The sequence below is a fragment of the Bacillus sp. FSL P2-0069 genome (assembly GCF_038593315.1).
GTDB lineage: Bacteria > Bacillota > Bacilli > Bacillales > Bacillaceae > Bacillus > Bacillus safensis.
This window is the reverse complement of the sequence record NZ_CP151984.1, coordinates 1,905,475-1,925,885: the sequence shown is the minus strand read 5'-3', so window position 1 is coordinate 1,925,885 and position 20,411 is coordinate 1,905,475. Positions and strand designations below refer to the sequence as shown.

Here is a 20,411-nt window from a genome sequence, read left to right as displayed (position 1 = left end):
CAATGTAGCGCATCTTTATTTTTTTAGAAGAGCAAAAGGAAGGTATGTCATGAAGAAAAGCTACAAAATACTCTCAATCGCATCGATTCTTGGTTTGACAGCCGCGCTATCAGGCTGCCAGTTGCTGGATCAAAAAAGCGGTACATCTGAATCAAACAAAACAAACGAACAAAAAAACGCAGCAAGTTCATCTCCCCAGCACAACTCAAACGATAAGGCAGATTCATCGAATCAAGAGCTGACGTTAAAGAGTGAATATTTCAATGACATCAAGGTTGTGAGCGGTCTGAAAACCATTCAAAATCCTGAAAATGTGCTAGCACTTGTCAACAAAGAATATGCATTACCAGGAACCTATAAACCTTCTGATCTCGTTGTACCAAAAGTAGAATTCTCTTTTTCGGAAGATATTGAAAAGCGATATATTCGCAAAGAAGCAGCGGAAGCGCTTGAGAAGTTATTCAAAGGTGCAAAAAAGGAAAACTTCGAGCTTGCTGCAGTATCTGGCTATCGCTCCTATGACCGTCAAAAAGTCATTTTTGATAGTGAGGTCAAATTAAAAGGCAAAGAAAAAGCACAAGAAGCAGTCGCTTTACCAGGCGAAAGTGAACATCAAACAGGTTTAGCCATGGACATTTCCTCAAAAAGTGCCGGTTTTGAGATCTCTGAAAAGTTTGGTGAAACACCAGATGGCAAATGGGTGGCTAAAAACGCCTATAAATATGGCTTTATCATCCGTTATCCAAAAGGAAAAGAAGACATTACGAAATACGAATATGAGCCGTGGCATCTGCGCTATGTGGGAAAAGAAGCCGCAAAAGCGATGCATGATCATGATTTAACATTTGAAGAATACATGAACAAAGTAAAGAAAATCTAAACAAGTTAAAGGCCTCCCAGCTATTCGGGAGGCCTTCTCTTATTCTTCTTTTAAAAAAAGAACAATCCTGCTAATGCGAAGCCGGTAATGAAACCGAGGCCGATGCCATACGCTGCACCCCAGCCATAATATCCGCCCCAATAGCCAAAGCCAAAGCCTCCGCGAGACCCGCCGACTGGACGAATATAAACTTTGCGGTTTGTCACACGCTCAATGCGTCCGACGTGTACTCTGCCATTACGGTCAGTAATTCTAGCGACTTTCCCCATGTGCTGCTGACAAAGCTTGTAGTAGCGCTCCATGTTTTTCCTCCTTATGACAAACTCTTTTCACTCTTATCCTATGCGAGAGACTTTATAGAGTTTGGACAAAACATATAGGAGATTCGCTCATTTTATACGGTACATTCAAATAGAATGTGGCTTAGCTGCTTTCGGTGTGCTTGAATGAGATCGTAGTGTGTTTGCAGTGTCTCGTAAAGAGAAGGCGGTATGTGTTCAGATAATTCCATCTCTGTCGGTTCCTCCTGCACCATATGTTCATCGAATGAAAGAATCTGAATGTCACGGAAGCCTGCTGCTGTTAACTGTTCCTTCCATTCTTCAAGCGACAAGAGCGAGTGAAAGCCGTAAAAATTTCGAACAGCTGCCAGCTCTTCAGGGGTAAGAGGGGCTTTTAACACAGCTTCATTTGCAATCAGTTGACTGCCAGGAGCAAGCACACGTTTGATTTCAGCTAGTGCATCAGGCAGTTTGGTAAAGCTTAAAACAGATTCACTGATGAGTAGAGAGAACGCTTGATCTGGAAAGGGCAGCTGCTCAATGGATGCCTCTAAAGCACGGATCGGCAGTTCCTCCCGTTTGAATCGCAGGTTCGCCTTTTCAATCATCAATGGATGCGTATCAATGGCCTCCACCTGATAACCTATATTTCCTAAATAGGCGGCGGTCTGTCCTGTACCGCATCCAGCGTCCAGTATTCGTGCATGAGGCGGCAGTTTTATATGCTCAATCATCGTTTTTGTTAACTCAATTCCGCCAGGATGGGCACCTGATACGCCAAAATAAGCAAGCATTTCTACATAATCACTCATATAATCCCTTCTTTCCTTATCCTGTTCCTCTCTAAAGATTATGCAATAGAGGGGCAAATGGCTTATCTTTTCAAATAGAAGTTGATCCTTTGGTTGACGGATGAAGCATCGTCCTTGATAATAATGAAAGGAGATAAAGGTGGTGTTTTTTTGAAAAAACAAATGAAGTTCGTGGTAGCCATTCTCGTGACTGCTGCACTGTCCTCAGCGATTACATTTGTGATCACAAAACAAGGTGCTGTCAGCGTCTCAGGAGACGAGAAGTTTAGTAAACTCATGGCTGCGTATACGAAGGTAAAGGATGAGTATTACGAAAAAACGGATGATCAAAAACTAGTAGATGGTGCGATCCAAGGAATGATTGCATCACTTGATGATCCATACTCTACATATATGGATCAGGAGGAAGCCGAAGGATTTAACAATACCATTTCTTCTTCATTTGAAGGAATTGGTGCACAAGTAGAAGAGAAGGATGGACAAATTTTAATTGTCGCGCCGATTAAAGGCTCTCCTGCTGAAAAAGCTGGTTTGAAACCTCATGATCATATTTTAAAAGTGAATGGAAAAAGCACCAAAGGAATGTCGGTCAATAAAGCAGTCTCTCTCATTAGAGGGAAAAAAGGAACGGATGTTAAGCTGCATCTTAACCGTCAAGGAGTCGGCAATGTAGATGTGACCATCACAAGAGACACGATTCCGCTTGAAACGGTGTATGCAAAACTCACAAAAGACAAAATAGGAGAAATCCAAATTACGTCCTTTGCTGAAACCACATCGAAAGAGCTGGATAAAGCAATTGATGACCTTGAGAAAAAAGGGGCAAAAGGTTTTGTCATTGACCTGAGAGATAATCCAGGCGGCATCATGACAGAAGCCATTGAAATGAGCAATGACTTTATTGATAAAGGGAAAGTCATTATGCAGGTTGAAGAAAAAGGGAAGAAACAAGTGTACAAGGCTGAAAAAGAACGCAAAGTCCATCAGCCGGCAGTTGTCCTTGTAAATGGCGGTTCAGCCAGCGCTGCTGAAATCATGGCGGCGGCTCTGCACCAATCTTCAGGCATTCAAATTGTGGGTGAAAAGACGTTTGGCAAAGGAACTGTTCAAAATGCGCAAAACTATAATGATGGTTCTAGTGTCAAGTTAACCATTGCAAAATGGCTGACACCAGACGGTTCTTGGATTCACAAAAAAGGTATCGAACCACAGGTGAAAGCAGCTCTCCCAAGTTATGCAAAGCTGCCGTACTTAAGCCCGAAAAAATCATATGAGCTAAATGACAATGGAGATGAAGTCAAAGCAGCTCAAAAAATGTTCCAAGCGCTTGGCTACAAAGCAAAAGCAAACGGTGAGTACGATCAAGCATTCCAGTCTATCGTCAAAAACTTCCAAACAGACAACGATCTCAAGGCAGACGGTATTCTGACAGGAGATACAACGACCGTTCTGATGACAAAGATCCAAGATAAGCTAAAGAACAACGATACACAAATGAAAAAAGCCATTGAAGTCTTGAAAAAAGAAATGAAATAAAAAAAAGCAGTCCTCATCAGGGGACTGCTTTTTCTTATCCTTACACTTCGTTTGTGATCGCTTCTGTTTTTTCATGATCCTTTTCAAATAGATCATTCATGACAGAATTGGATGTGACCTTGTTTTGGAAGAATGGATTCAAAATCAAGATGACGATGACGTTTGCTAGTAAACCAAGAAAACCTTCATAAAGGCCGAACGTGACTTGTGAGATATTCGCTGTAAAGGTAACGATGATCCCAATGACTAACCCGGCAATCGTTGCTTCTCTCGATTGTTTTTTCCAGAATAAGCTGATGGCAATAGCTGGGAAGATTTGAACCATTCCTGAAACACCAATGAGCTGAAGCGTGACAAGTGCAGTTGGGAACAGCATCCCGAATAAAAGAGCGAGTCCGATGACGATAAACACCATCGAACGTGTAATGATGGTCAATCTTTTAGGTGACACATTCGGATGAATTAAGTCACGGTATAAATTATTGGCAAATAAATTCGATGCGCCAATGGCCATGATGGAGCATGGAATGAGGGAAGCCAGTGCAATCGTAGAATAGGCGAGTCCCTGCATCACGCCGCCATATGATGTTTGAATTAAATGAAGAAGAGCAAATCTCGGATTTGTATCTTCTGGTAAGACTAAAAAAGCAATAAATCCAAGGAAGATGACCAAAATCAATACAATATTATAAAGAGGCAAAAACATGCTGTTTTTACGGATGGCATCTGCGCTTTTGGCTGTAAAAACCCCAGTTGCTGCGTGTGCCCACATAAACAAAGCAAGAGCAGAAACGCCTGAAGCAGTAATAAACCATAAAATGCCTTTAGGACCGCCTTCAGGGATCGTTAGAAGCTGAGGTGCTTCTTTGGCTAACGTATTCATCATCGGTGTCCAGCCGTTAAAATGAATGATCGGCAGTGAAACGACCATAAACAGCATGATCACCCAAACGAGAATATCTTTAATAATGGCTGTATATGTAGGACCTTTAATACCACTGAAAAATGTATAAAGTGCGACTAAAATAAATGAAATAATAACAACTGCATTCACATTAATATAATTAGTTCCAGCGACAGTTAACGTATCTTGAATCCCGCTCAGCTGAAGACAAATATAAGGAATCAGCATAAGTACTCCAACAATCGCAATCAAACTGGATAACAGCTTGCTGTCAAACCGCTCACGTGCATAATCGGCAAGTGTTGTAAGGTTGTGATTTTTCGCAACAGTCCATAGTTTCGGTAAAAAGAAATAAGCAATAAAATAAGCTAGGACGGAATAAGGAATAGCGAAAAAAGCGACGCTTCCAGCTGTATAAGCTGTACTTGTAAGCCCTAAAAAGGTATAAGCTGTATATAAGTCTGCGCCAACGAGGAACCAGACGAGCAGTCCGCCAAATTTTCTTCCGCCGACAGACCATTCTTCTACTGACTGTCTTGATGATTTGTCACGACCAGCGGCAAATCCGATGACCACGACGATGAAAATAATACTTGCAGTAATCAATAAAGCTGTTAAATTTCCTTGCATTAGTCAGTTCCTCCATTTGAATGTTGCATCTTATAAATGATAAATGTGCAAATTGGTGTGAGTACAATCCATAGCAAGAGCCAGAAGTGGAAAAAGGGCAGGCCGATGACAAATGGATGAATGCGATTTGCAAAAGGCAGCAATGCGAGCTGTCCGATGAATGGAATCGCGATAAGTAGTGCCAGCATCAATTTTTTGTTCATGATTTCCTCCTGAATATTTTGTAATTTCATAATAATAGCAGTTGTCAGATTAGATCACAAGACCATTTTCAGAAAAAACAATCATTTTGGTGAATATCATACTAATATAACGCTTTCATTCTTGTCAAAGGAGAAAGAGTGAAGATGTAAAGAGGGGGAAGGTGAAAGAAAGTATGTAGAAATAATATTTAAAGCAAATAAAAAAGCCCCAGCATAAAGGCTGAGGCTTTTCCAATTTTTAAAGGAAATCAGATACTTCTTCGATGTCGAAACGATTGCTTTTATGAGCTTCTTTCGCTGCTTTACCAACTGAAATCAGCATAACCGGCTCGTAGCGGCCGCTTACATTGAATTCTTTGATGTACGCGTCTTTACTGAAACCACCCATTGCACATGTATCATAGCCCATTGCTTTTGCCGCAATCATTAATTGCATAGCAGCTAATGAAGCATTTGAATACGCTGCTTCGCGTGCATATTGCTCGCTTTGGTATGCGCCATTAATTTGAGTCATCAATGTTTCTTTAATGTCTTCAGTAATGAAGCCTTGTTCTGCCAGTTCACTGTAGATTTTTTCGCCATTTTGGTTAGCTTCAAGGTCACCTAGAACTGCAATAACAGCTGATGCCTGTGATACTTGCTTTTGGTTGTAAGCGATTGGAAGTAATTTTGCTTTTGCTTCAGCACTATGGAAAACAGTGAAATGCCAATGCTGAAGGTTCCAAGCAGATGGTGCTTTTGTTGTGATTTCAAGAAGCTCTGTTAACTCTTCTTTTGTCATTTCATGAGAAGTATCATACTCTTTTACTGAAGCTCTTTGTTTTAAGATATCAATTGTTTTTTGATCGGTCGCCATATGGATATTTCCTCCCGTTTTTGCAAATAATATGGTACAATAACTAAAAAGTGAGAAACTTACTTATTGTAACTAGAGTTATTTTAAATTGTACACCGTTAGTTTGTCAAACAATCATGAAAAGAAAGGCTGAAATTTATGGAATTTCAATTATGTCCACACATTCAGCAAGCTTTTTTACTCCTAGGCAAAAGGTGGAACGGTCTCATTATACATGTATTGCTTGATGGACCAAAGCGTTTTAAAGACCTCACAGACACGATCCCGTCGATCAGTCAAAAAATGCTCGCAGAGCGTTTAAAAGAGCTCGAGCAAGAAGGGATTATAGAGCGGACCGTCCTGCCTGAGACGCCTGTCAAAGTCATTTACAGTTTAACTGAAAAAGGGAATGCGTTACATGATGTGTTTCATGAGGTATCTCGGTGGGCAGGGGAGTATACAGACTCTCACGGGAAAAAGGAGCAAGCCTAGTTTTAGGTTTGCCCAAACATTTTGACTCCTGATGAATATGCTGATGTTAGGCACATGACAAAGGAGGAGAAATGCATGTACCCTCATACTCCGTATTTTCGAGGCGGCGCCCCTGGCATTCCGCCATATGAATCCAGAGTCCCTTTGTTTTTTGGTTTTGGCGCTCCTTTAGTCGGCGGACTGCTTGGCGGATTTCTAGGAAGTGCGATTTTTAATTATCCCCGTCCATATTACCCGCCGCCACCACCGCCTGCTCCACCACCTTATGGCGGCGGATATCCACCATATTATTAAGAAAAAAGAGTAAGCCTGCTTCCGTTCTTAAAGCAGGCTTTTTATAATGGAATATCAATTTCAGAAATTCCTGGATCATCATGCTTTAAAAACATAATTTCCAATATACCGTCTTGATACGACGCCTTCGTTCCTTTTCGTTTCACAGCAGCAGGGAGGACGACTTTCTTCTGCGTCCCTTCTTCAGGAAAATGATCAATAAACAGCAGATTGGCTGTATGTTTGATTTTGACTTTTTCTGTGTTCGGACGAGCAATTTCAATTTTGACAAACACATGATCAGTCGTCTCGAACACTTCGACTTCTGGCTCTTTTTCTTTTTCGACATCAGTTTCTCTCGTTTTTTGATTTTGAGAAAGGGGGTCCTGAAATGGGAACTGAGCAGGATAATTGGAGCCGAATACACTTTCCATGACTTGATTGACATACTGCTCAACGTCTTTAGGATCTGAATTCTTTAAGGCTTCTTTTGAGAACTGCTTTTGAAAAGGGAATAATCGGTTCCAGTCGAACATGCGAATCATCCTTTCTAAATGCCCTGAATTAGTATATGCCCATTCGCCTGCGTGCGTGCTATAATATACGTTAGATTTAGAAAGGGATGGTTACATTGAACGAACAGCAATCAAAAGGTGTTCTCTACACGGCAGCATCTTTTACACTCTGGGGTTTATTCCCGTTATATTGGAAGCTGATGGAACATATTTCGTCAGGCGAAATTTTAGCACACAGAATTTTATGGTCATTTGTGTTTATGTGCGGTATTCTTTTGTATTTAAAACAAGTCCGCCCAGCGATGCAGACAGTAAAGGGTCTCATACTGGATGGTAAAGCATTTTTTTCATTACTTTTATCTGCTATTTTAATTTCAGTCAACTGGTATGTCTACATTTGGGCAGTCAATCATGGTCTTATGCTAGAAGCAAGTTTAGGGTATTATATTAATCCGCTTGTATCCGTTCTATTAGGGATTATTTTCTTAAAAGAACGACTAAATAAATGGCAAACCATTGCCATTCTTATTGCCGCATTTGGGGTGATCCTTTCAACAGTTCAATACGGGTCATTTCCTGTCGTTGCTTTCTTATTAGCCCTTAGCTTCGGCTTTTATGGTTTGATCAAAAAAAGGATGAGCTTCACGAGCGCGATTGGTTTGACGATTGAAACGCTGCTTCTCGCACCGGCTGCACTTGTGTACTTATTATTTTTCTTAAAAGAACCTGTGGTGACTATGAATCCTAACAGCTTCGGGTCGCTCGGTCTCTTATTTTTTGCAGGCGTTTTTACAGCCGTGCCGCTTCTTTTATTCTCAGAAGGCGCAAAAAGAATTCCACTTTATCAAGTGGGCATTTTGCAATACATTGCACCGACAATTACGCTGTTTTTAGGGCTGTTTGTCTATCACGAACACTTATCCGCAGCTAAAATTGTGACGTTCCTTTGTATTTGGGTGGCGATTTTACTGTTTACCACCTCTCAATTACGCATGAAAAAAACAGCGAATTCTCATTAAGCCAAACGAGCAGTTTGCTTTTTTTTGCAGGCGGATCATGTCATAATAAGTTGTTAACAAAACTGTAGAGGTGATCATATGTCGTCAGCTCATGAGCTTGCAGCCGCCTATCAATCTTTATGGAAAAATCGTCAGCTTGATGTTGATGATATGTCTTCTTTACACGAGGCCATATGTGATGATTTACTCGATGTACGAACACATCCGCGGGCGAGGAAATCCTTACACCAAAAGTATGTGCTTGCTGTGGAGAGAATTTTAGAAAGTGAGCTTAAGCATGATCATCAGCTGCAGCTGATCAGCTTACATACGAAAAAGCTGCGAGAATTAATTCAAAATGAAGGAAGGAACCACTAATGAAACCAATTCAAACGGAAGATGTCACAACACATCTTGAATCGTTTTTAAATCGTCCAGTCTTCGTTCATCTTGAAACGACAACTGGTTCTTATTCAGCTCATGTAAATGAACAAAATATGACGGTTGTGGCGTATATCCGCAACGCGAAAGTCGTCTATTCACAGGCGAAAATAAAAGGACAAGGTCCATACCGTGTTGGAATGAAAACAGAAGATGGCTGGATTTACGCAGAAGGATTAACCGATTATGAGTTTGATGACCAAGGCCGCCTGCTATTAGCTGGACACTTGCCAGACGGCAAACTAGCGATCTCATTACAAATTAGTGAAACACCATTTCAGGTGTAGAAGAAAGGGTGACAAGTCATGAACGAACATGTACTAGTGATGCTGCCTCACCCCGATGATGAATCCTTTGGGGTTGCTGGTCTCATTGCACAAAGCAGAAAACGCGGAATTCCCGTCACATATGCATGCGGGACACTTGGGGAAATGGGCAGAAATATGGGAAGCCCAACATATGCTAACCGTGAAACACTTCCTGAATTAAGAAAACAGGAATTAATCAATGCCTGCAAAGAAATGGATATCACTGACTTACGTATGCTTGGACTGCGTGATAAAACATTGGAATTTGAAGACGACGAGTATTTGGCAGATGTGATGGAAACCATCATTGATGAAGTCAAACCGACACTCATTGTGACGTTTTATCCAGGACACGGTGTACACCCTGATCATGATGCGACAGGTGAAGCTGTGATTCGTGCTCTATACCGCAAGAAAAAAGAAGACCGTCCTGTCACATACTGCATGGCCATTACGAAAAATAGAGAAGAAGTGCTTGGACATGCGGATATTGTGATTGATATTACAGATGTGGCAGATATCAAATTAAATGCACTGAGAGCGCATAGAACGCAAACAGAGGGCATGCTGAGAGAGCTTGAACAAAAGCTGAAAAACAAAGAACCAGTCGTCCAAAAATGGTTTGATGAAGAAATTTTCTGGACGTATCATTGGAATGATTAATCAAAAAAGCAGCTGATCTATGTCAGCTGCTTTTTTGTGTTGTATTTAGTGATTCGATACATGCCTGAGTTGACGTTTTTGAATCAACTTAAGACGGATAAAGAGGACGATGGCACCTGCGGCAAGCCCGGCAATCAGTCCGATCCAATAACCAAACGCCCCAAAGGAGGTATATGTGCCAATGAGATAACCGGCAGGAAGACCGATGACCCAGTAAGAGACAAAAGCAGCAATGAGCGTATAATTCACATCTTTATAGCCGCGCAGAGCCCCTTGAATGGGTGCAGCAATCGCATCTGACAGCTGGAAAAAGATCGCGTAAATCAAAAAGTGCTGTGTCATTTGTAAAACAGCTGATTCAGCTGTATATAAACCAGCGATCTCTGGTCTGAATAGCAAGATGAGGGCGGCCGTACATAATGAGAATAAAACCGCCGTTCCAATGCCGATATAGCTGTAGCTTTGCGCGTCTTTATACCTCTTAGCCCCCGCTTCAAACCCAACAACGATCGTTAACGCCATTGAGATGCTAAGCGGTAAAATATAAAGAATAGAAGCAAAGTTCATCGCTGCTTGGTGACTGGCGATTGTAATGGTATCAAAGTGACCCATTAATAGCGTCACTGCTGCAAAGATACTCGTTTCAAAAAAGATCGCAAACCCGATAGGAAGGCCAATTTTCAGTATTTGCCTTATACGGGAGATATTCATTCGAGGCAGTTTTTGAAACAAACGAAATGAGGCAAATGGTTCTGCTTTAATGACAATACAAATACTCATGATGAAAATCGCCCAATACGTCATTGCAGATGCAAGACCGGCACCCGCACCGCCAAGCTTTGGAAAGCCCAAATTCCCAAAAATAAATACGTAATTTAAAACAAAGTTAATAGGAAGTGCTGTGAGCGTGATGAACATTGTCACACGTGTTTTCCCTAATGCATCAATAAATGACCGTAGCACCGAATAACCAAACAGCGGGAGGATGCCAAAAGCAAGAAAGCTGAGAAAATGCCGGGCAATATCCTCTACAGAGTGCTCGAGTCCAAGTCCTCCTAGTATGTAAGGAACGCTGATCGTACCAATCACAATCACAGCGATACTTAAAAGAAAGGACAAATAGATCGCCTGAAAGACAGCCCGGGGAACATCTTCTTTATGCCCAGCGCCCATCAGCTGAGCCACAATCGGAGTAACGGCCATCAAAATCCCGGCAAGTCCCGTATAAACAGGTGTCCAAATACTAGAACCGATCGCAACACCCGCAAGGTCTTCTGCACTCACTTTTCCAGACATCACCGTATCTAAAAAGGTAATAAGCGAAAGACCTGCTTGGGTAATTAAAATCGGAATCAAAATGGTTAAAAATAGTGTCAGCTTTGCTCGAATGCTATTCGTTTCTCTCATTATAAGTTCCTCTCTGAACAGAAATAACGAGAGGAATTATACCACGCTATGTAAAAAAATCAATTCTCCGTCGGATTATTTTTCTTAGATGGCTTCGTTTTTTTAAACATTTGGGCATAAATAAAAGAAAGACTGACAACACCTAAAATGCTGCAAGCATATTGGATGATTTTCTGAATGGTCATATTAAGCTCACCTCCATACAAATAGAATGTGCACAATTTGCTATTTTATAACAACAAGCGAAAGAAGGAGGGAAAAGGTCAGATGATCCATCGGACGAACGAAGAAGTGATATTTAAAGCCGGGATGAGAACACATTTGATGAACATTACAAAGGATGCAAGTGACATCATTGATTCTCTTGATGAAACAGAGCAGTGTTTACTTTGTGATCTCGAAGCATTGCATGATCAGTTTAATGAAATGCATGCAGAGGCCTCGTCGTTTTATTTACAAGCGTATATGGAAGAATTCACACCAGGATTTGCTCAATTTTCTTTAGCCATTGAGAATTTATCAAAACAAAAGCATGGAGCACTCATTGTGATTCAAAGACGCGATGAGGTTGAGGATTTTATTCAAAAAGGGACAAACCTTCATGCGAAAATTAGCGCTTCCTTAATAGAAAGCATTTTCTACCCGGGAAATCCACTGCATGACGGTGCTCTTTTAGTCAAAGAAAATACACTTGTTTCTGCTGCAAATGTGCTGCCGCTTACATCGAAAAAAGTGAGTCCTTCGCTTGGCACAAGGCACAGGGCAGCGATCGGACTCTCTGGTATGACAGATGCACTTGTTCTTGTCGTATCAGAAGAAACGGGAAAAATGTCGTTTGCGAAAGAAGGCGTGCTTTACCCGCTTACCGTAAAAGATCCGGAAATAAGAAAATAAAAACGAACGCTGCATTCTTCATTCGGAAGGATGCTTTTTTATTTGCGGAGAAAAATCGACCAATTAAGTAAAAAGTCATTTGATACAGAAAAATTTGTCATGTAGAATAGAACTATGAAACTAGCAGTGTGCTTGTTTTGACAAATTTCTAAACGTCAACTTAAAAATTCCTTAAAAAATGTTTATAAATACAACAAACAGCCGATAGAAACGATATGGCTTTGTTTTTTAGCATTTTGAGTTGGCTGCTTTAGCCTATTTGTTATTGCCCAACGTCTTCATGTCGAGTAATATAATAGAAATAAAGATAAAATAGTGCAAGAGAAGCAGAACCATTAAATGCTAAACTCGAAAATAGTACATAAGTCTTATTGAACAAAATCATGAAAGGCGGAGATTCCTCTATGAAGAAAAAAGTAGTAACCGGCCTCACAGTTTCAGCGATCGCTGGCTCAGCTGTGTTTGCTGCACCGGCAGAAGCACAGACGATCAAGGTGAAAAGCGGTGACTCACTTTGGAAGATTGCCGAACAGTACAATACAAGTATTTCGGAGCTTCAATCTCTTAATCAATTAAAAACGACAATGATTTTTGCAGGACAAAGCTTGAAAATTCCTGGCGAAAAAAGCAAGAAATCCAGTTCATCAACAGGGTCAAAAGCAACGAAATCAAGTGCTTCAAAGACTTCCAGCTATACTGTAAAGCTTGGCGATTCTTTATGGCTGATTGCAAAAAATCATAAAATGTCAGTTGCGAGCTTAAAAAGCCTAAACAGCTTAAACAGCGACCTGATTCGTCCTGGTCAAAAGCTAAAGGTATCTGGCAGCACGAAGACGAGCGGAAACCAGTCATCAAATTCAAACTCATCTTCAAATTCCAGCTCAAGCAATAAGACAACGAATTCAAATAGTTCATCATCAAGTACATACAAGGTTAAATTAGGGGATTCACTTTGGAAAATTGCGAATTCGCTAAATATGTCGATTGGTGAAATCAAAACATTGAACGGATTAAAATCTGATATGATTTATCCGAATCAAGTATTGAAAGTAAAAGGGACGGCTGCATCAAAACCAAGTCAGCCGAAACCTACTAAACCAAGCAATTCAAACAGTAACCAGTCTTCTAGCGGGAAAACAACCTCTTATACTGTAAAATCAGGTGATTCGTTATGGAAAATTGCGAATCAATTCAAAGTACAGGTTCAATCAATCCGCACAGCCAACAACTTAAAAAGTGATGTGCTTAGAATTGGACAAGTATTAAAAATCAATGGTGCAGCTTCCGGTTCAACTGGATCGAATGGTTCTACGTCTAACGGTTCAACAAAGCCAGTCGACAATAACAAAAATGATGTACCAATGAATGCAAAGATCACGACAATGATTCAAGAGGGGAAAAAGCTGACAGGCGTTCCTTACAGATGGGGCGGTAATACACCAGCAGGATTTGACTGCAGCGGCTTTGTTTACTATCTCATTAACAAAGTTTCATCTGTATCCAGATTAAGCACAGCTGGCTACTGGAATATGATGACTCCTGTAAGCACACCACAAGTTGGAGATTTTGTTTATTTTACAACGTACAAAGCAGGCCCTTCTCATATGGGACTATACCTTGGCGGAGGAGATTTCCTTCATGCAAGTGACAATGGAGTAGGAATCTCGAACTTAAGCAACCCATATTGGAAAAAAGCCTACTTAGGTGCAAAACGCTTCTTCTAAAAAAAGCCGATTTTCGGCTTTTTTTGTTTGCCAGCTGCTGTGATTGTCCATACTGATAACAAAAGGGGGCAGTCATAAATGAAAAAGTCAGTGTGGATGATCATGATATGTTTGATCTTTACCGCATCAGCATGTCATGCACCGCCGAAAAAAGAAACGACAGAAGAAACAAGCGAAGTTTCAGCACCTAAACAAGCACCAGTCACGACGCCACTCATAAACGAAAGCGGGCAAAAAATAGGAAGCATTGAAATAAGAGAGTCCTCAGAAAATGGGCTGGATCTGCATGTGAAAGCGAAAGGGCTGCCGCCAGGTCCTCACGGTTTTCATATTCATGAAACAGGAATATGTGAAACGCCAGATTTTGAAACAGCAGGAGCTCACTTTAATCCAACCCATAGAGAGCATGGTTTTGACAATCCAAAGGGGCACCATGCTGGAGATATGCCTAATTTAGAGGTAGGAGCAGATGGACAAATTGATGTGGTTGTGAACGTACCAGATGTGACGTTAAAGGGAGGCCCGAATCAATTAATCGGTCAAAATGGGCGAAGCTTTATCATTCATGCAGAAGCAGATGATTACTTAAGTAACCCTTCTGGTAACTCAGGGAAACGTATCGCTTGCGGAGCGATAACAAAAGAAATGGCAAAATAACAGAAGTCTAACCTTTATGTATTGAGTGCATAAAGGTTTTTTTAGTATACTTGGTGAGGAAAATGATCGAAGAGAGGAATTAATCATACATGTTTAACGAACAATCACTCCCAGAAGAAATTCAAGCAATGATTAAAGCAAAAGCAAAAGTGCTGGAAGAAGAATTTCGTCCACTTATTGGAACAGGCGGCTATGAATCACAGGATACTTCTATCATTCAAGATGCCATGATTGCATTAGCACTAGGAAAAAACGTTCTTTTAAAGGGACCGACCGGCTCAGGTAAAACCAAACTAGCAGAAACATTATCCGCTTTCTTTCAGCAGCCGATGCACAGTGTGAACTGCTCGGTTGATCTTGATGCTGAAAGCTTGATTGGCTATAAAACCATCCACAATGATGGTCAGGTGGCTTCGATTGAATTCATTGAAGGACCTGTGACAAAAGCAATGAAAAAAGGCCATCTTTTATATATTGATGAAATCAACATGGCGAAGCCAGAAACACTGCCTATTTTAAATGGTGTACTCGATTACAGAAAAATGATGACAAACCCATTTACAGGTGAGGTTGTTAAAGCAGAAGAAGGCTTTGGGGTCATTGCGGCAATCAATGAAGGATATGTCGGCACAGTGCCTCTAAATGAAGCGTTAAAAAACCGTTTTGTGGTCATTGACGTTCCATATATCGGCGGCGGTATCCTGAAAGATGTACTGCAATCTCAATCTGTTTTAAAGGATGAGCGGTTAATTGATCAATTCGTTCAGCTCTCATCAGACCTTATTACACAAGCTCATAACGGACAGGTGAGTGAAGAAGCAGCATCCATCCGCGCGCTTCTAGATACTTGTGATCTTGCGCAATACATCCCGCCGCTTCGTGCCGTTGAACGAGGCATTGTTGAAAAGCTGGAAGATGACCGGGAAAAAGCAGCGGTAAGAAATATCGCCCAAACATTATTCGAGTGAGGTTCTAACTTTTGAAATTCATCAAATTTAATGACAGCAGAATCGATTCATTTTTATTTATGGAATTAACGGATTTAGCCAAAACGTTAGCAAAAAGTGATGATGTCGAGCTTGAATACGGTGTGCAGTCCTACTATGAACCGTTTGAAAAGAAAATTTTCATCAGTCATTTTTGGGATGATCGTAAACAAGAAGATATGCTAGCAGGGCTGAAAAGTGATGTGTTCCTTCGTGCAGTAGGCACGGTTTATAGTGATCTTACGGTATTTCAGGAGATCATTCGCTTTGCTCATACATTATCCATTCCTGATGTATGTAAACAATTGTTTATGCTGTTTGAAGATATCCGGATTGAAGAGCGGATTAAGCATGACCGCCCTGGAACAAAAAAGGTATTTAAACGAAGAAGAGAGCTGTACCGGCGTCACTTTAAGACACAATTAACGATTAACCAAGAACGAAGTATTTTAACAGATGCACTCTTTTGTGCGATTTATGTGAAGCTGACAGCTGATTCTCCGCTCGAAGAGATTCCGCCTCTTCATGAGCAGATCAACCCGATGATTCCGTTTATTGAGTCAAGTCTTGAACGTGTATATGATGCGGGTTCAACAGCAGACATCGCAGCTATTGTCAAAGAATTGATGGAAGGGTTCGATGAACTGCTTGAAAAGGATATGCTGAATACGTACTTTTTCTTCCCTGAATTGGACTATGAACAAGCGGCAAAAGAACCGCTGTTCCATGACTTAAAAAGAAAACCTACATTAAGTGAGGACATCAAAGTCGACCGAGAAAAAGAAGGCGATGAAGACATTCACCAAGAGTATATGGAAGTGTGGCATCGAGAAACCGAAGCGCCATCCAAAAGCTTCCTTCAATTTGATTTAGAGCACGGCGGTAAAAGTGATCTTGGTAAGGATGCGGCAAGAGAAGGTGATGACGGAGATCAGGCACTCGGAACTGTCCAAGGCTCTGCAAAGCAAACACACCGAAAAGATTATTCAAAGCTTGAAGCGCTGGAAGAGGCTGAAGGTGAAGAAAGCGGAGCAGATGGTCATGAGAATGGAAAAGAAAACAAATATGCTTTTCCAGTCATGATTTCACCAGATCCTCCTAAGCCAGAACAAATCGATGCATATAAGCAGCATGCGAAGGAAATTGAGCCTTATCAGAAACGCTTAAAGCAAATGATCCAAAAAACACTTGAACATAAAAAATCATGGCCTAAAACAGACCTTCATGCAGGACGTCTCAGCAAAAAGCTGATTCGCTACTTTACAGAGTCTAACCCGCGTCTTTTCTATAAAAAACAGGCACCGTCTTCTCAGATTGATGCTGTTTTCACCTTATTAGTAGACTGTTCAGCGAGCATGTTTGACAAGATGGATGAGACGAAAAAAGGCATTGTTCTCTTTCATGAAGCGTTAAAATCCGTGCAAGTCCCACATCAAATTGTTGGGTTTTGGGAAGATACAAACGACGCAACAGAAACAAGTCAGCCAAACTACTTCAACACAGTTGTGTCGTTCAAAGATTCTCTATTTGACGCAGGGCCTTCTATTATGTCTCTTGAGCCAGAAGAGGATAACCGGGATGGCTATGCGATCCGCCAAATGACAAAGATGATTTTAAAGCGAAGAGAAGAGCAAAAGTTTCTGATTGTCTTTTCAGACGGAGAGCCAGCTGCGTTCAGCTACGAACAAAATGGGATTGTCGATACACATGAAGCAGTTCTTGAAGCGAGGAAAAAGGGCATTGAGGTGATCAATGTGTTTTTATCCAATTCGCCGATAGAAGAAGCACAGATGAAAACCATTCAAGATATGTATGGCAAGTTCAGCATTTTTGTACCAGATGTCGATACATTGCCAGATGTTTTATATCCATTACTGAAGAAACTGCTGCATAAAAGCATTGGGGCATAAGGTTTTGCCCCTTTCTTCAAATTATTTTTCGGAATGATTTAAATTTTTTGTTTTTCTGTGAATTTTTTATCTTTAATTGAACAAAGAATGTAGAAAGTAATCCAAAACAGTGGTAGAATATTATTGGAAGCGTTTTATTACATAAATTTGGTCATTGTGTTCTGGAAGTTATATCGAGATAGTGTTCAATCACTTGATGATCAAAGTTGGGGGTAGTGTTCAAAATGTTTCAAAATGATGTGAAACAACCGTTGAGTTGGGAAGAATTTCATGGTCCGAACCTCGGCTATGTGCTCGAGCTCTACGATCAGTATGTCCAGGATCCTACTAGTGTTGATGAAGATCTAAGAGGCATATTTGATGAACTTGGTGCACCACCGAGTGAAATGAAGGAGGAAATTGGGAAAAAAGAAAATAGCGTAGTTACTTCTGAACAAATCCAAAAGATAGCATCAGTCGTTAAACTGGCAGAAGACATCAGAACGTATGGCCATTTAAATGCTTCCGTCAATCCTCTTCGCAAAGAAAAGGAATTACAAGAGCTGTTTCCTTTAAAGGAGTACGGTTTAACAGAAGAAGATGTCAAGAATATTCCGATATCTATTATTAGTCCGGATGCACCAAAACACATTTCAAACGGCATAGAAGCCATTAACCATTTGAGAAATACGTATAAACGTACCATTTCATTTGAGTTTGATCACGTGCATGACTTCGAAGAGCGAAACTGGCTCTCAAAATCAATTGAATCTGGTGAACTATTTAAGAAAAAACCAGCAGATAAATTAGTTTCTGTTTTCAAGAGATTAACAGAAGTTGAGCAGTTCGAGCAGTTTCTTCATAAAACATTTGTTGGGCAAAAGCGCTTCTCTATAGAAGGTTTAGACGCACTTGTCCCAGTACTTGATGAAATTATTTCAGAGTCTGTTACACAAGGGACTTCAAATATTAACATTGGAATGGCACACAGAGGCCGTTTAAATGTATTAGCACATGTGTTAGGAAAGCCATATGAGATCATTTTCTCAGAATTCCAGCATGCGCCAAATAAAGAGCTCGTTCCATCAGAAGGCTCTATTGGCATCAGCTACGGATGGACAGGGGATGTTAAGTACCATCTTGGAGCTGACCGTCAAATCAAAGACGAAGATACAAAGAGTGCGAGAGTTACGCTTGCTAATAACCCAAGTCACTTGGAGTTCATTGATCCAATCATTGAAGGAAGCACGCGTGCCGCTCAGGAATCACGTACTCAAAAAGGCTATCCAGTTCAAGACGTTGAAAAAGCGTTAGCCATCTTAATTCATGGGGATGCAGCATTCCCTGGAGAAGGAATTGTGGCAGAAACATTAAATTTAAGCCAACTTGTAGGCTATCAAGTAGGCGGAACCATCCATATTATTGCCAACAATATGATCGGGTTTACAACAGAAAGCAATGAATCCCGCTCGACGAAATATGCAAGTGACCTTGCAAAAGGATTTGAGATTCCTATTGTTCATGTCAATGCAGATGATCCAGAAGCGTGTTTAGCGGCTGTTCAGCTAGCAGTAGAATACCGCAAACGCTTCAAGAAGGATTTCCTTATTGACTTGATTGGTTACCGCAGATACGGTCATAACGAAATGGATGAGCCTTCTACAACTCAGCCAATGCTGTACGATGCGGTCAGAAAGCACAAAACGGTCAAGAATATCTTTGCAGATAAACTTGTCTCAGAAGGTCTTTTGACAAAAGAGCAGCGTGAAGAAATCGAGCAGGCTGTGACAGCAAAAATAGAAGAAGCTTATAAAAAGGTGCCTTCAAAGAAAGAGCATACGATTCAAGAAATCGAACTGCCGGAGCCTGTATCAAACGGCTTCCCAGCAGTTGATACATCAGTAGAATTTGATGTACTCAGAAAGCTGAATGAAGAATTGATCAGCTGGCCGAATGATTTCCAAGTATTTGGTAAGCTGAAGCGGATCCTTGAAAAACGTGCAAAAGTGTTTACAGATGACCGTAAAGTAGAATGGTCACTTGGGGAAGCACTCGCATTTGCATCTATATTAAAAGACGGTACGCCAATTCGAATGACCGGACAGGATTCAGAGCGTGGTACTTTTGCTCAAAGAAACCTTGTTCTTCACGACAGTCAAACGGGAGATGAATTTATTGCTCTTCATGAACTAAGTGATGCGAATGCATCGTTTACAGTTCATAACAGTCCACTGTCAGAAGGCTCAGTCATCGGGTTTGAATATGGTTATAATGTCTATTCTCCTGAAACGTTAGTGATTTGGGAAGCTCAATTCGGTGACTTCGCAAATGCGGCTCAAGTGTATTTCGATCAATTTATCTCAGCTGGCCGTGCAAAATGGGGACAAAAATCAGGTTTAGTCATGCTGCTGCCGCATGGATATGAAGGACAAGGTCCTGAGCATTCAAGTGGAAGAACAGAACGCTTCCTGCAATCAGCTGCTGAGAATAACTGGACAGTTGCGAACCTGACTAGTGCAGCGCAATATTTCCATATTCTTAGAAGACAGGCGAAAATGCTGCTTCGTGAAGAGATTCGTCCGCTTGTCATTATGACACCGAAGAGTCTGCTTCGTAACCCGAACACATTGTCTGAAGTCCAAGAATTAACAGATGGACAGTTCCGTCCAGTTCTTGAACAGCCGGGTCTTGTACATGATCACGAAAAAGTATCGCGTCTCGTGCTATCTAGCGGGAAGGTATCCATTGATATTAGTGATCGTTTTACTCAAATGGAAGAGCCGAAAGATTGGCTTCACGTTGCAAGAGTGGAACAGCTATATCCGTTCCCAGCCAAAGATATTAAAGAAATTTTAACAAAGCTGACAAACTTAGAAGAAATCGTATGGGTGCAAGAAGAACCGCAAAATATGGGAGCTTGGGGATACATTGAGCCATATTTACGTGAAATTGCGCCTGAAAAAGTAAAAGTACGTTACATCGGCCGAAGAAGACGTTCAAGTACGGCTGAGGGTGATCCAACTGTGCATAAAAAAGAACAAGAACGAATTGTATCTGATAGCTTGACTCGCAAAAACTAAGGG

22 protein-coding genes are annotated in these 20,411 nt (G+C 41.0%); 14 read left to right on the top strand and 8 right to left on the bottom strand.

Annotated features, from left to right (window positions below; all coding sequences use genetic code 11):
• Window positions 1-49: 49 nt before the first annotated feature.
• On the top strand, window positions 50-880 hold the full coding sequence (locus NSQ34_RS09615; RefSeq protein ID WP_024422705.1) for a M15 family metallopeptidase: 831 nt from the start codon (window positions 50-52) through the stop codon (window positions 878-880).
• 50 nt (window positions 881-930) lie between these two features.
• Here NSQ34_RS09615 and NSQ34_RS09610 read toward each other — a convergent pair whose 3' ends face one another.
• Both NSQ34_RS09610 and NSQ34_RS09605 read right to left on the bottom strand, forming a co-directional pair.
• Window positions 931-1,182, bottom strand: coding sequence for a hypothetical protein (locus NSQ34_RS09610; protein ID WP_024422704.1), 252 nt, complete (start codon window positions 1,180-1,182; stop codon window positions 931-933).
• Window positions 1,183-1,274: 92 nt separating this feature from the next.
• Window positions 1,275-1,973, bottom strand: coding sequence for a class I SAM-dependent methyltransferase (locus NSQ34_RS09605; RefSeq protein ID WP_024422703.1), 699 nt, complete (start codon window positions 1,971-1,973; stop codon window positions 1,275-1,277).
• Window positions 1,974-2,123: 150 nt separating this feature from the next.
• Between NSQ34_RS09605 and NSQ34_RS09600 the strand changes: the two genes are divergently transcribed.
• Complete coding sequence (locus NSQ34_RS09600; protein WP_034621308.1) at window positions 2,124-3,509, top strand: S41 family peptidase; 1,386 nt, start codon at window positions 2,124-2,126, stop codon at window positions 3,507-3,509.
• Between the two features lie 40 nt (window positions 3,510-3,549).
• Here NSQ34_RS09600 and NSQ34_RS09595 read toward each other — a convergent pair whose 3' ends face one another.
• The 3 genes from NSQ34_RS09595 to NSQ34_RS09585 form a co-directional block, all read right to left on the bottom strand.
• Window positions 3,550-5,043 (bottom strand): sodium:solute symporter, encoded by a 1,494-nt coding sequence (locus NSQ34_RS09595; RefSeq protein WP_254001350.1) that lies wholly within the window; start codon window positions 5,041-5,043, stop codon window positions 3,550-3,552.
• Window positions 5,043-5,246, bottom strand: a complete 204-nt coding sequence (locus NSQ34_RS09590; RefSeq protein WP_024422700.1) for a DUF3311 domain-containing protein — start codon at window positions 5,244-5,246, stop codon at window positions 5,043-5,045. The genes NSQ34_RS09595 and NSQ34_RS09590 overlap by 1 nt, the downstream gene beginning before the upstream one ends.
• A gap of 238 nt (window positions 5,247-5,484) precedes the next feature.
• Window positions 5,485-6,102, bottom strand: coding sequence for a nitroreductase family protein (locus NSQ34_RS09585; RefSeq protein WP_024428323.1), 618 nt, complete (start codon window positions 6,100-6,102; stop codon window positions 5,485-5,487).
• A 138-nt stretch (window positions 6,103-6,240) separates the two neighbouring features.
• On the opposite strand from NSQ34_RS09585, the gene NSQ34_RS09580 reads away from it, so the two are divergent.
• Together NSQ34_RS09580 and NSQ34_RS09575 are read left to right on the top strand one after the other, a co-directional pair.
• Complete coding sequence (locus NSQ34_RS09580) at window positions 6,241-6,573, top strand: winged helix-turn-helix transcriptional regulator (protein ID WP_024428324.1); 333 nt, start codon at window positions 6,241-6,243, stop codon at window positions 6,571-6,573.
• Between the two features lie 75 nt (window positions 6,574-6,648).
• Window positions 6,649-6,867: a hypothetical protein gene (locus NSQ34_RS09575; RefSeq protein ID WP_024422697.1), complete on the top strand. Its 219-nt coding sequence runs from the start codon at window positions 6,649-6,651 to the stop codon at window positions 6,865-6,867.
• A 41-nt stretch (window positions 6,868-6,908) separates the two neighbouring features.
• Here the strand turns inward: NSQ34_RS09575 and NSQ34_RS09570 are convergent, their stop codons facing one another.
• Complete coding sequence (locus NSQ34_RS09570) at window positions 6,909-7,382, bottom strand: Hsp20/alpha crystallin family protein (protein ID WP_034280567.1); 474 nt, start codon at window positions 7,380-7,382, stop codon at window positions 6,909-6,911.
• Window positions 7,383-7,468: 86 nt separating this feature from the next.
• On the opposite strand from NSQ34_RS09570, the gene rarD reads away from it, so the two are divergent.
• The 4 genes from rarD (at window position 7,469) to bshB2 (ending at window position 9,771) form a co-directional block, all read left to right on the top strand.
• Entirely contained in the window at window positions 7,469-8,380 is a 912-nt protein-coding gene (gene rarD / locus NSQ34_RS09565) for an EamA family transporter RarD (protein ID WP_029705997.1), read from the top strand.
• Window positions 8,381-8,458: 78 nt separating this feature from the next.
• Window positions 8,459-8,737, top strand: coding sequence for a hypothetical protein (locus tag NSQ34_RS09560; protein WP_268456430.1), 279 nt, complete (start codon window positions 8,459-8,461; stop codon window positions 8,735-8,737).
• Window positions 8,737-9,087, top strand: a complete 351-nt coding sequence (locus tag NSQ34_RS09555) for a YojF family protein (protein ID WP_101676936.1) — start codon at window positions 8,737-8,739, stop codon at window positions 9,085-9,087. The genes NSQ34_RS09560 and NSQ34_RS09555 overlap by 1 nt, the downstream gene beginning before the upstream one ends.
• Window positions 9,088-9,105: 18 nt before the next feature.
• Window positions 9,106-9,771 carry a bacillithiol biosynthesis deacetylase BshB2 gene (gene bshB2 / locus NSQ34_RS09550; RefSeq protein WP_041117710.1) on the top strand — a complete coding sequence of 222 codons (666 nt, stop codon included), beginning with the start codon at window positions 9,106-9,108 and terminating at the stop codon, window positions 9,769-9,771.
• A gap of 45 nt (window positions 9,772-9,816) precedes the next feature.
• Here bshB2 and NSQ34_RS09545 read toward each other — a convergent pair whose 3' ends face one another.
• Window positions 9,817-11,178, bottom strand: a complete 1,362-nt coding sequence (locus tag NSQ34_RS09545; protein WP_120208098.1) for an MATE family efflux transporter — start codon at window positions 11,176-11,178, stop codon at window positions 9,817-9,819.
• A 59-nt stretch (window positions 11,179-11,237) separates the two neighbouring features.
• The gene (locus NSQ34_RS09540; protein ID WP_008359993.1) at window positions 11,238-11,363 is read right to left on the bottom strand and encodes a hypothetical protein; all 126 of its coding nucleotides are present in this window, start codon (window positions 11,361-11,363) and stop codon (window positions 11,238-11,240) included.
• Window positions 11,364-11,445: 82 nt separating this feature from the next.
• Between NSQ34_RS09540 and cdaS the strand changes: the two genes are divergently transcribed.
• From cdaS to sucA, 6 genes are all read left to right on the top strand, one after another.
• Entirely contained in the window at window positions 11,446-12,072 is a 627-nt protein-coding gene (gene cdaS / locus NSQ34_RS09535) for a sporulation-specific diadenylate cyclase CdaS (RefSeq protein ID WP_120208096.1), read from the top strand.
• 404 nt (window positions 12,073-12,476) lie between these two features.
• The gene (locus NSQ34_RS09530; protein ID WP_041117706.1) at window positions 12,477-13,796 is read left to right on the top strand and encodes a peptidoglycan endopeptidase; all 1,320 of its coding nucleotides are present in this window, start codon (window positions 12,477-12,479) and stop codon (window positions 13,794-13,796) included.
• A gap of 78 nt (window positions 13,797-13,874) precedes the next feature.
• Window positions 13,875-14,453, top strand: coding sequence for a superoxide dismutase family protein (locus NSQ34_RS09525; protein WP_061109250.1), 579 nt, complete (start codon window positions 13,875-13,877; stop codon window positions 14,451-14,453).
• Window positions 14,454-14,542: 89 nt separating this feature from the next.
• Window positions 14,543-15,421 carry a MoxR family ATPase gene (locus tag NSQ34_RS09520; protein WP_034280579.1) on the top strand — a complete coding sequence of 293 codons (879 nt, stop codon included), beginning with the start codon at window positions 14,543-14,545 and terminating at the stop codon, window positions 15,419-15,421.
• A gap of 11 nt (window positions 15,422-15,432) precedes the next feature.
• Entirely contained in the window at window positions 15,433-17,349 is a 1,917-nt protein-coding gene (locus tag NSQ34_RS09515) for a VWA domain-containing protein (protein ID WP_041109486.1), read from the top strand.
• A gap of 224 nt (window positions 17,350-17,573) precedes the next feature.
• Window positions 17,574-20,408 (top strand): 2-oxoglutarate dehydrogenase E1 component, encoded by a 2,835-nt coding sequence (gene sucA, locus NSQ34_RS09510; protein WP_326136284.1) that lies wholly within the window; start codon window positions 17,574-17,576, stop codon window positions 20,406-20,408.
• The last annotated feature ends 3 nt before the right edge of the window (window positions 20,409-20,411 follow it).

What these genes read in the sequence shown, in the direction of transcription:
- NSQ34_RS09615 (WP_024422705.1), top strand. Translation starts at nt 50, where the DNA reads ATGAAGAAAAGCTACAAAATACTCTCAATCGCATCGATTCTTGGTTTG.
- NSQ34_RS09610 (WP_024422704.1), bottom strand. Translation starts at nt 1,182, where the DNA reads ATGGAGCGCTACTACAAGCTTTGTCAGCAGCACATGGGGAAAGTCGCT.
- NSQ34_RS09605 (WP_024422703.1), bottom strand. Translation starts at nt 1,973, where the DNA reads ATGAGTGATTATGTAGAAATGCTTGCTTATTTTGGCGTATCAGGTGCC.
- NSQ34_RS09595 (WP_254001350.1), bottom strand. Translation starts at nt 5,043, where the DNA reads ATGCAAGGAAATTTAACAGCTTTATTGATTACTGCAAGTATTATTTTC.
- NSQ34_RS09590 (WP_024422700.1), bottom strand. Translation starts at nt 5,246, where the DNA reads ATGAACAAAAAATTGATGCTGGCACTACTTATCGCGATTCCATTCATC.
- NSQ34_RS09585 (WP_024428323.1), bottom strand. Translation starts at nt 6,102, where the DNA reads ATGGCGACCGATCAAAAAACAATTGATATCTTAAAACAAAGAGCTTCA.
- NSQ34_RS09580 (WP_024428324.1), top strand. Translation starts at nt 6,241, where the DNA reads ATGGAATTTCAATTATGTCCACACATTCAGCAAGCTTTTTTACTCCTA.
- NSQ34_RS09575 (WP_024422697.1), top strand. Translation starts at nt 6,649, where the DNA reads ATGTACCCTCATACTCCGTATTTTCGAGGCGGCGCCCCTGGCATTCCG.
- NSQ34_RS09570 (WP_034280567.1), bottom strand. Translation starts at nt 7,382, where the DNA reads ATGTTCGACTGGAACCGATTATTCCCTTTTCAAAAGCAGTTCTCAAAA.
- rarD (WP_029705997.1), top strand. Translation starts at nt 7,469, where the DNA reads ATGGTTACATTGAACGAACAGCAATCAAAAGGTGTTCTCTACACGGCA.
- NSQ34_RS09560 (WP_268456430.1), top strand. Translation starts at nt 8,459, where the DNA reads ATGTCGTCAGCTCATGAGCTTGCAGCCGCCTATCAATCTTTATGGAAA.
- NSQ34_RS09555 (WP_101676936.1), top strand. Translation starts at nt 8,737, where the DNA reads ATGAAACCAATTCAAACGGAAGATGTCACAACACATCTTGAATCGTTT.
- bshB2 (WP_041117710.1), top strand. Translation starts at nt 9,106, where the DNA reads ATGAACGAACATGTACTAGTGATGCTGCCTCACCCCGATGATGAATCC.
- NSQ34_RS09545 (WP_120208098.1), bottom strand. Translation starts at nt 11,178, where the DNA reads ATGAGAGAAACGAATAGCATTCGAGCAAAGCTGACACTATTTTTAACC.
- NSQ34_RS09540 (WP_008359993.1), bottom strand. Translation starts at nt 11,363, where the DNA reads ATGACCATTCAGAAAATCATCCAATATGCTTGCAGCATTTTAGGTGTT.
- cdaS (WP_120208096.1), top strand. Translation starts at nt 11,446, where the DNA reads ATGATCCATCGGACGAACGAAGAAGTGATATTTAAAGCCGGGATGAGA.
- NSQ34_RS09530 (WP_041117706.1), top strand. Translation starts at nt 12,477, where the DNA reads ATGAAGAAAAAAGTAGTAACCGGCCTCACAGTTTCAGCGATCGCTGGC.
- NSQ34_RS09525 (WP_061109250.1), top strand. Translation starts at nt 13,875, where the DNA reads ATGAAAAAGTCAGTGTGGATGATCATGATATGTTTGATCTTTACCGCA.
- NSQ34_RS09520 (WP_034280579.1), top strand. Translation starts at nt 14,543, where the DNA reads ATGTTTAACGAACAATCACTCCCAGAAGAAATTCAAGCAATGATTAAA.
- sucA (WP_326136284.1), top strand. Translation starts at nt 17,574, where the DNA reads ATGTTTCAAAATGATGTGAAACAACCGTTGAGTTGGGAAGAATTTCAT.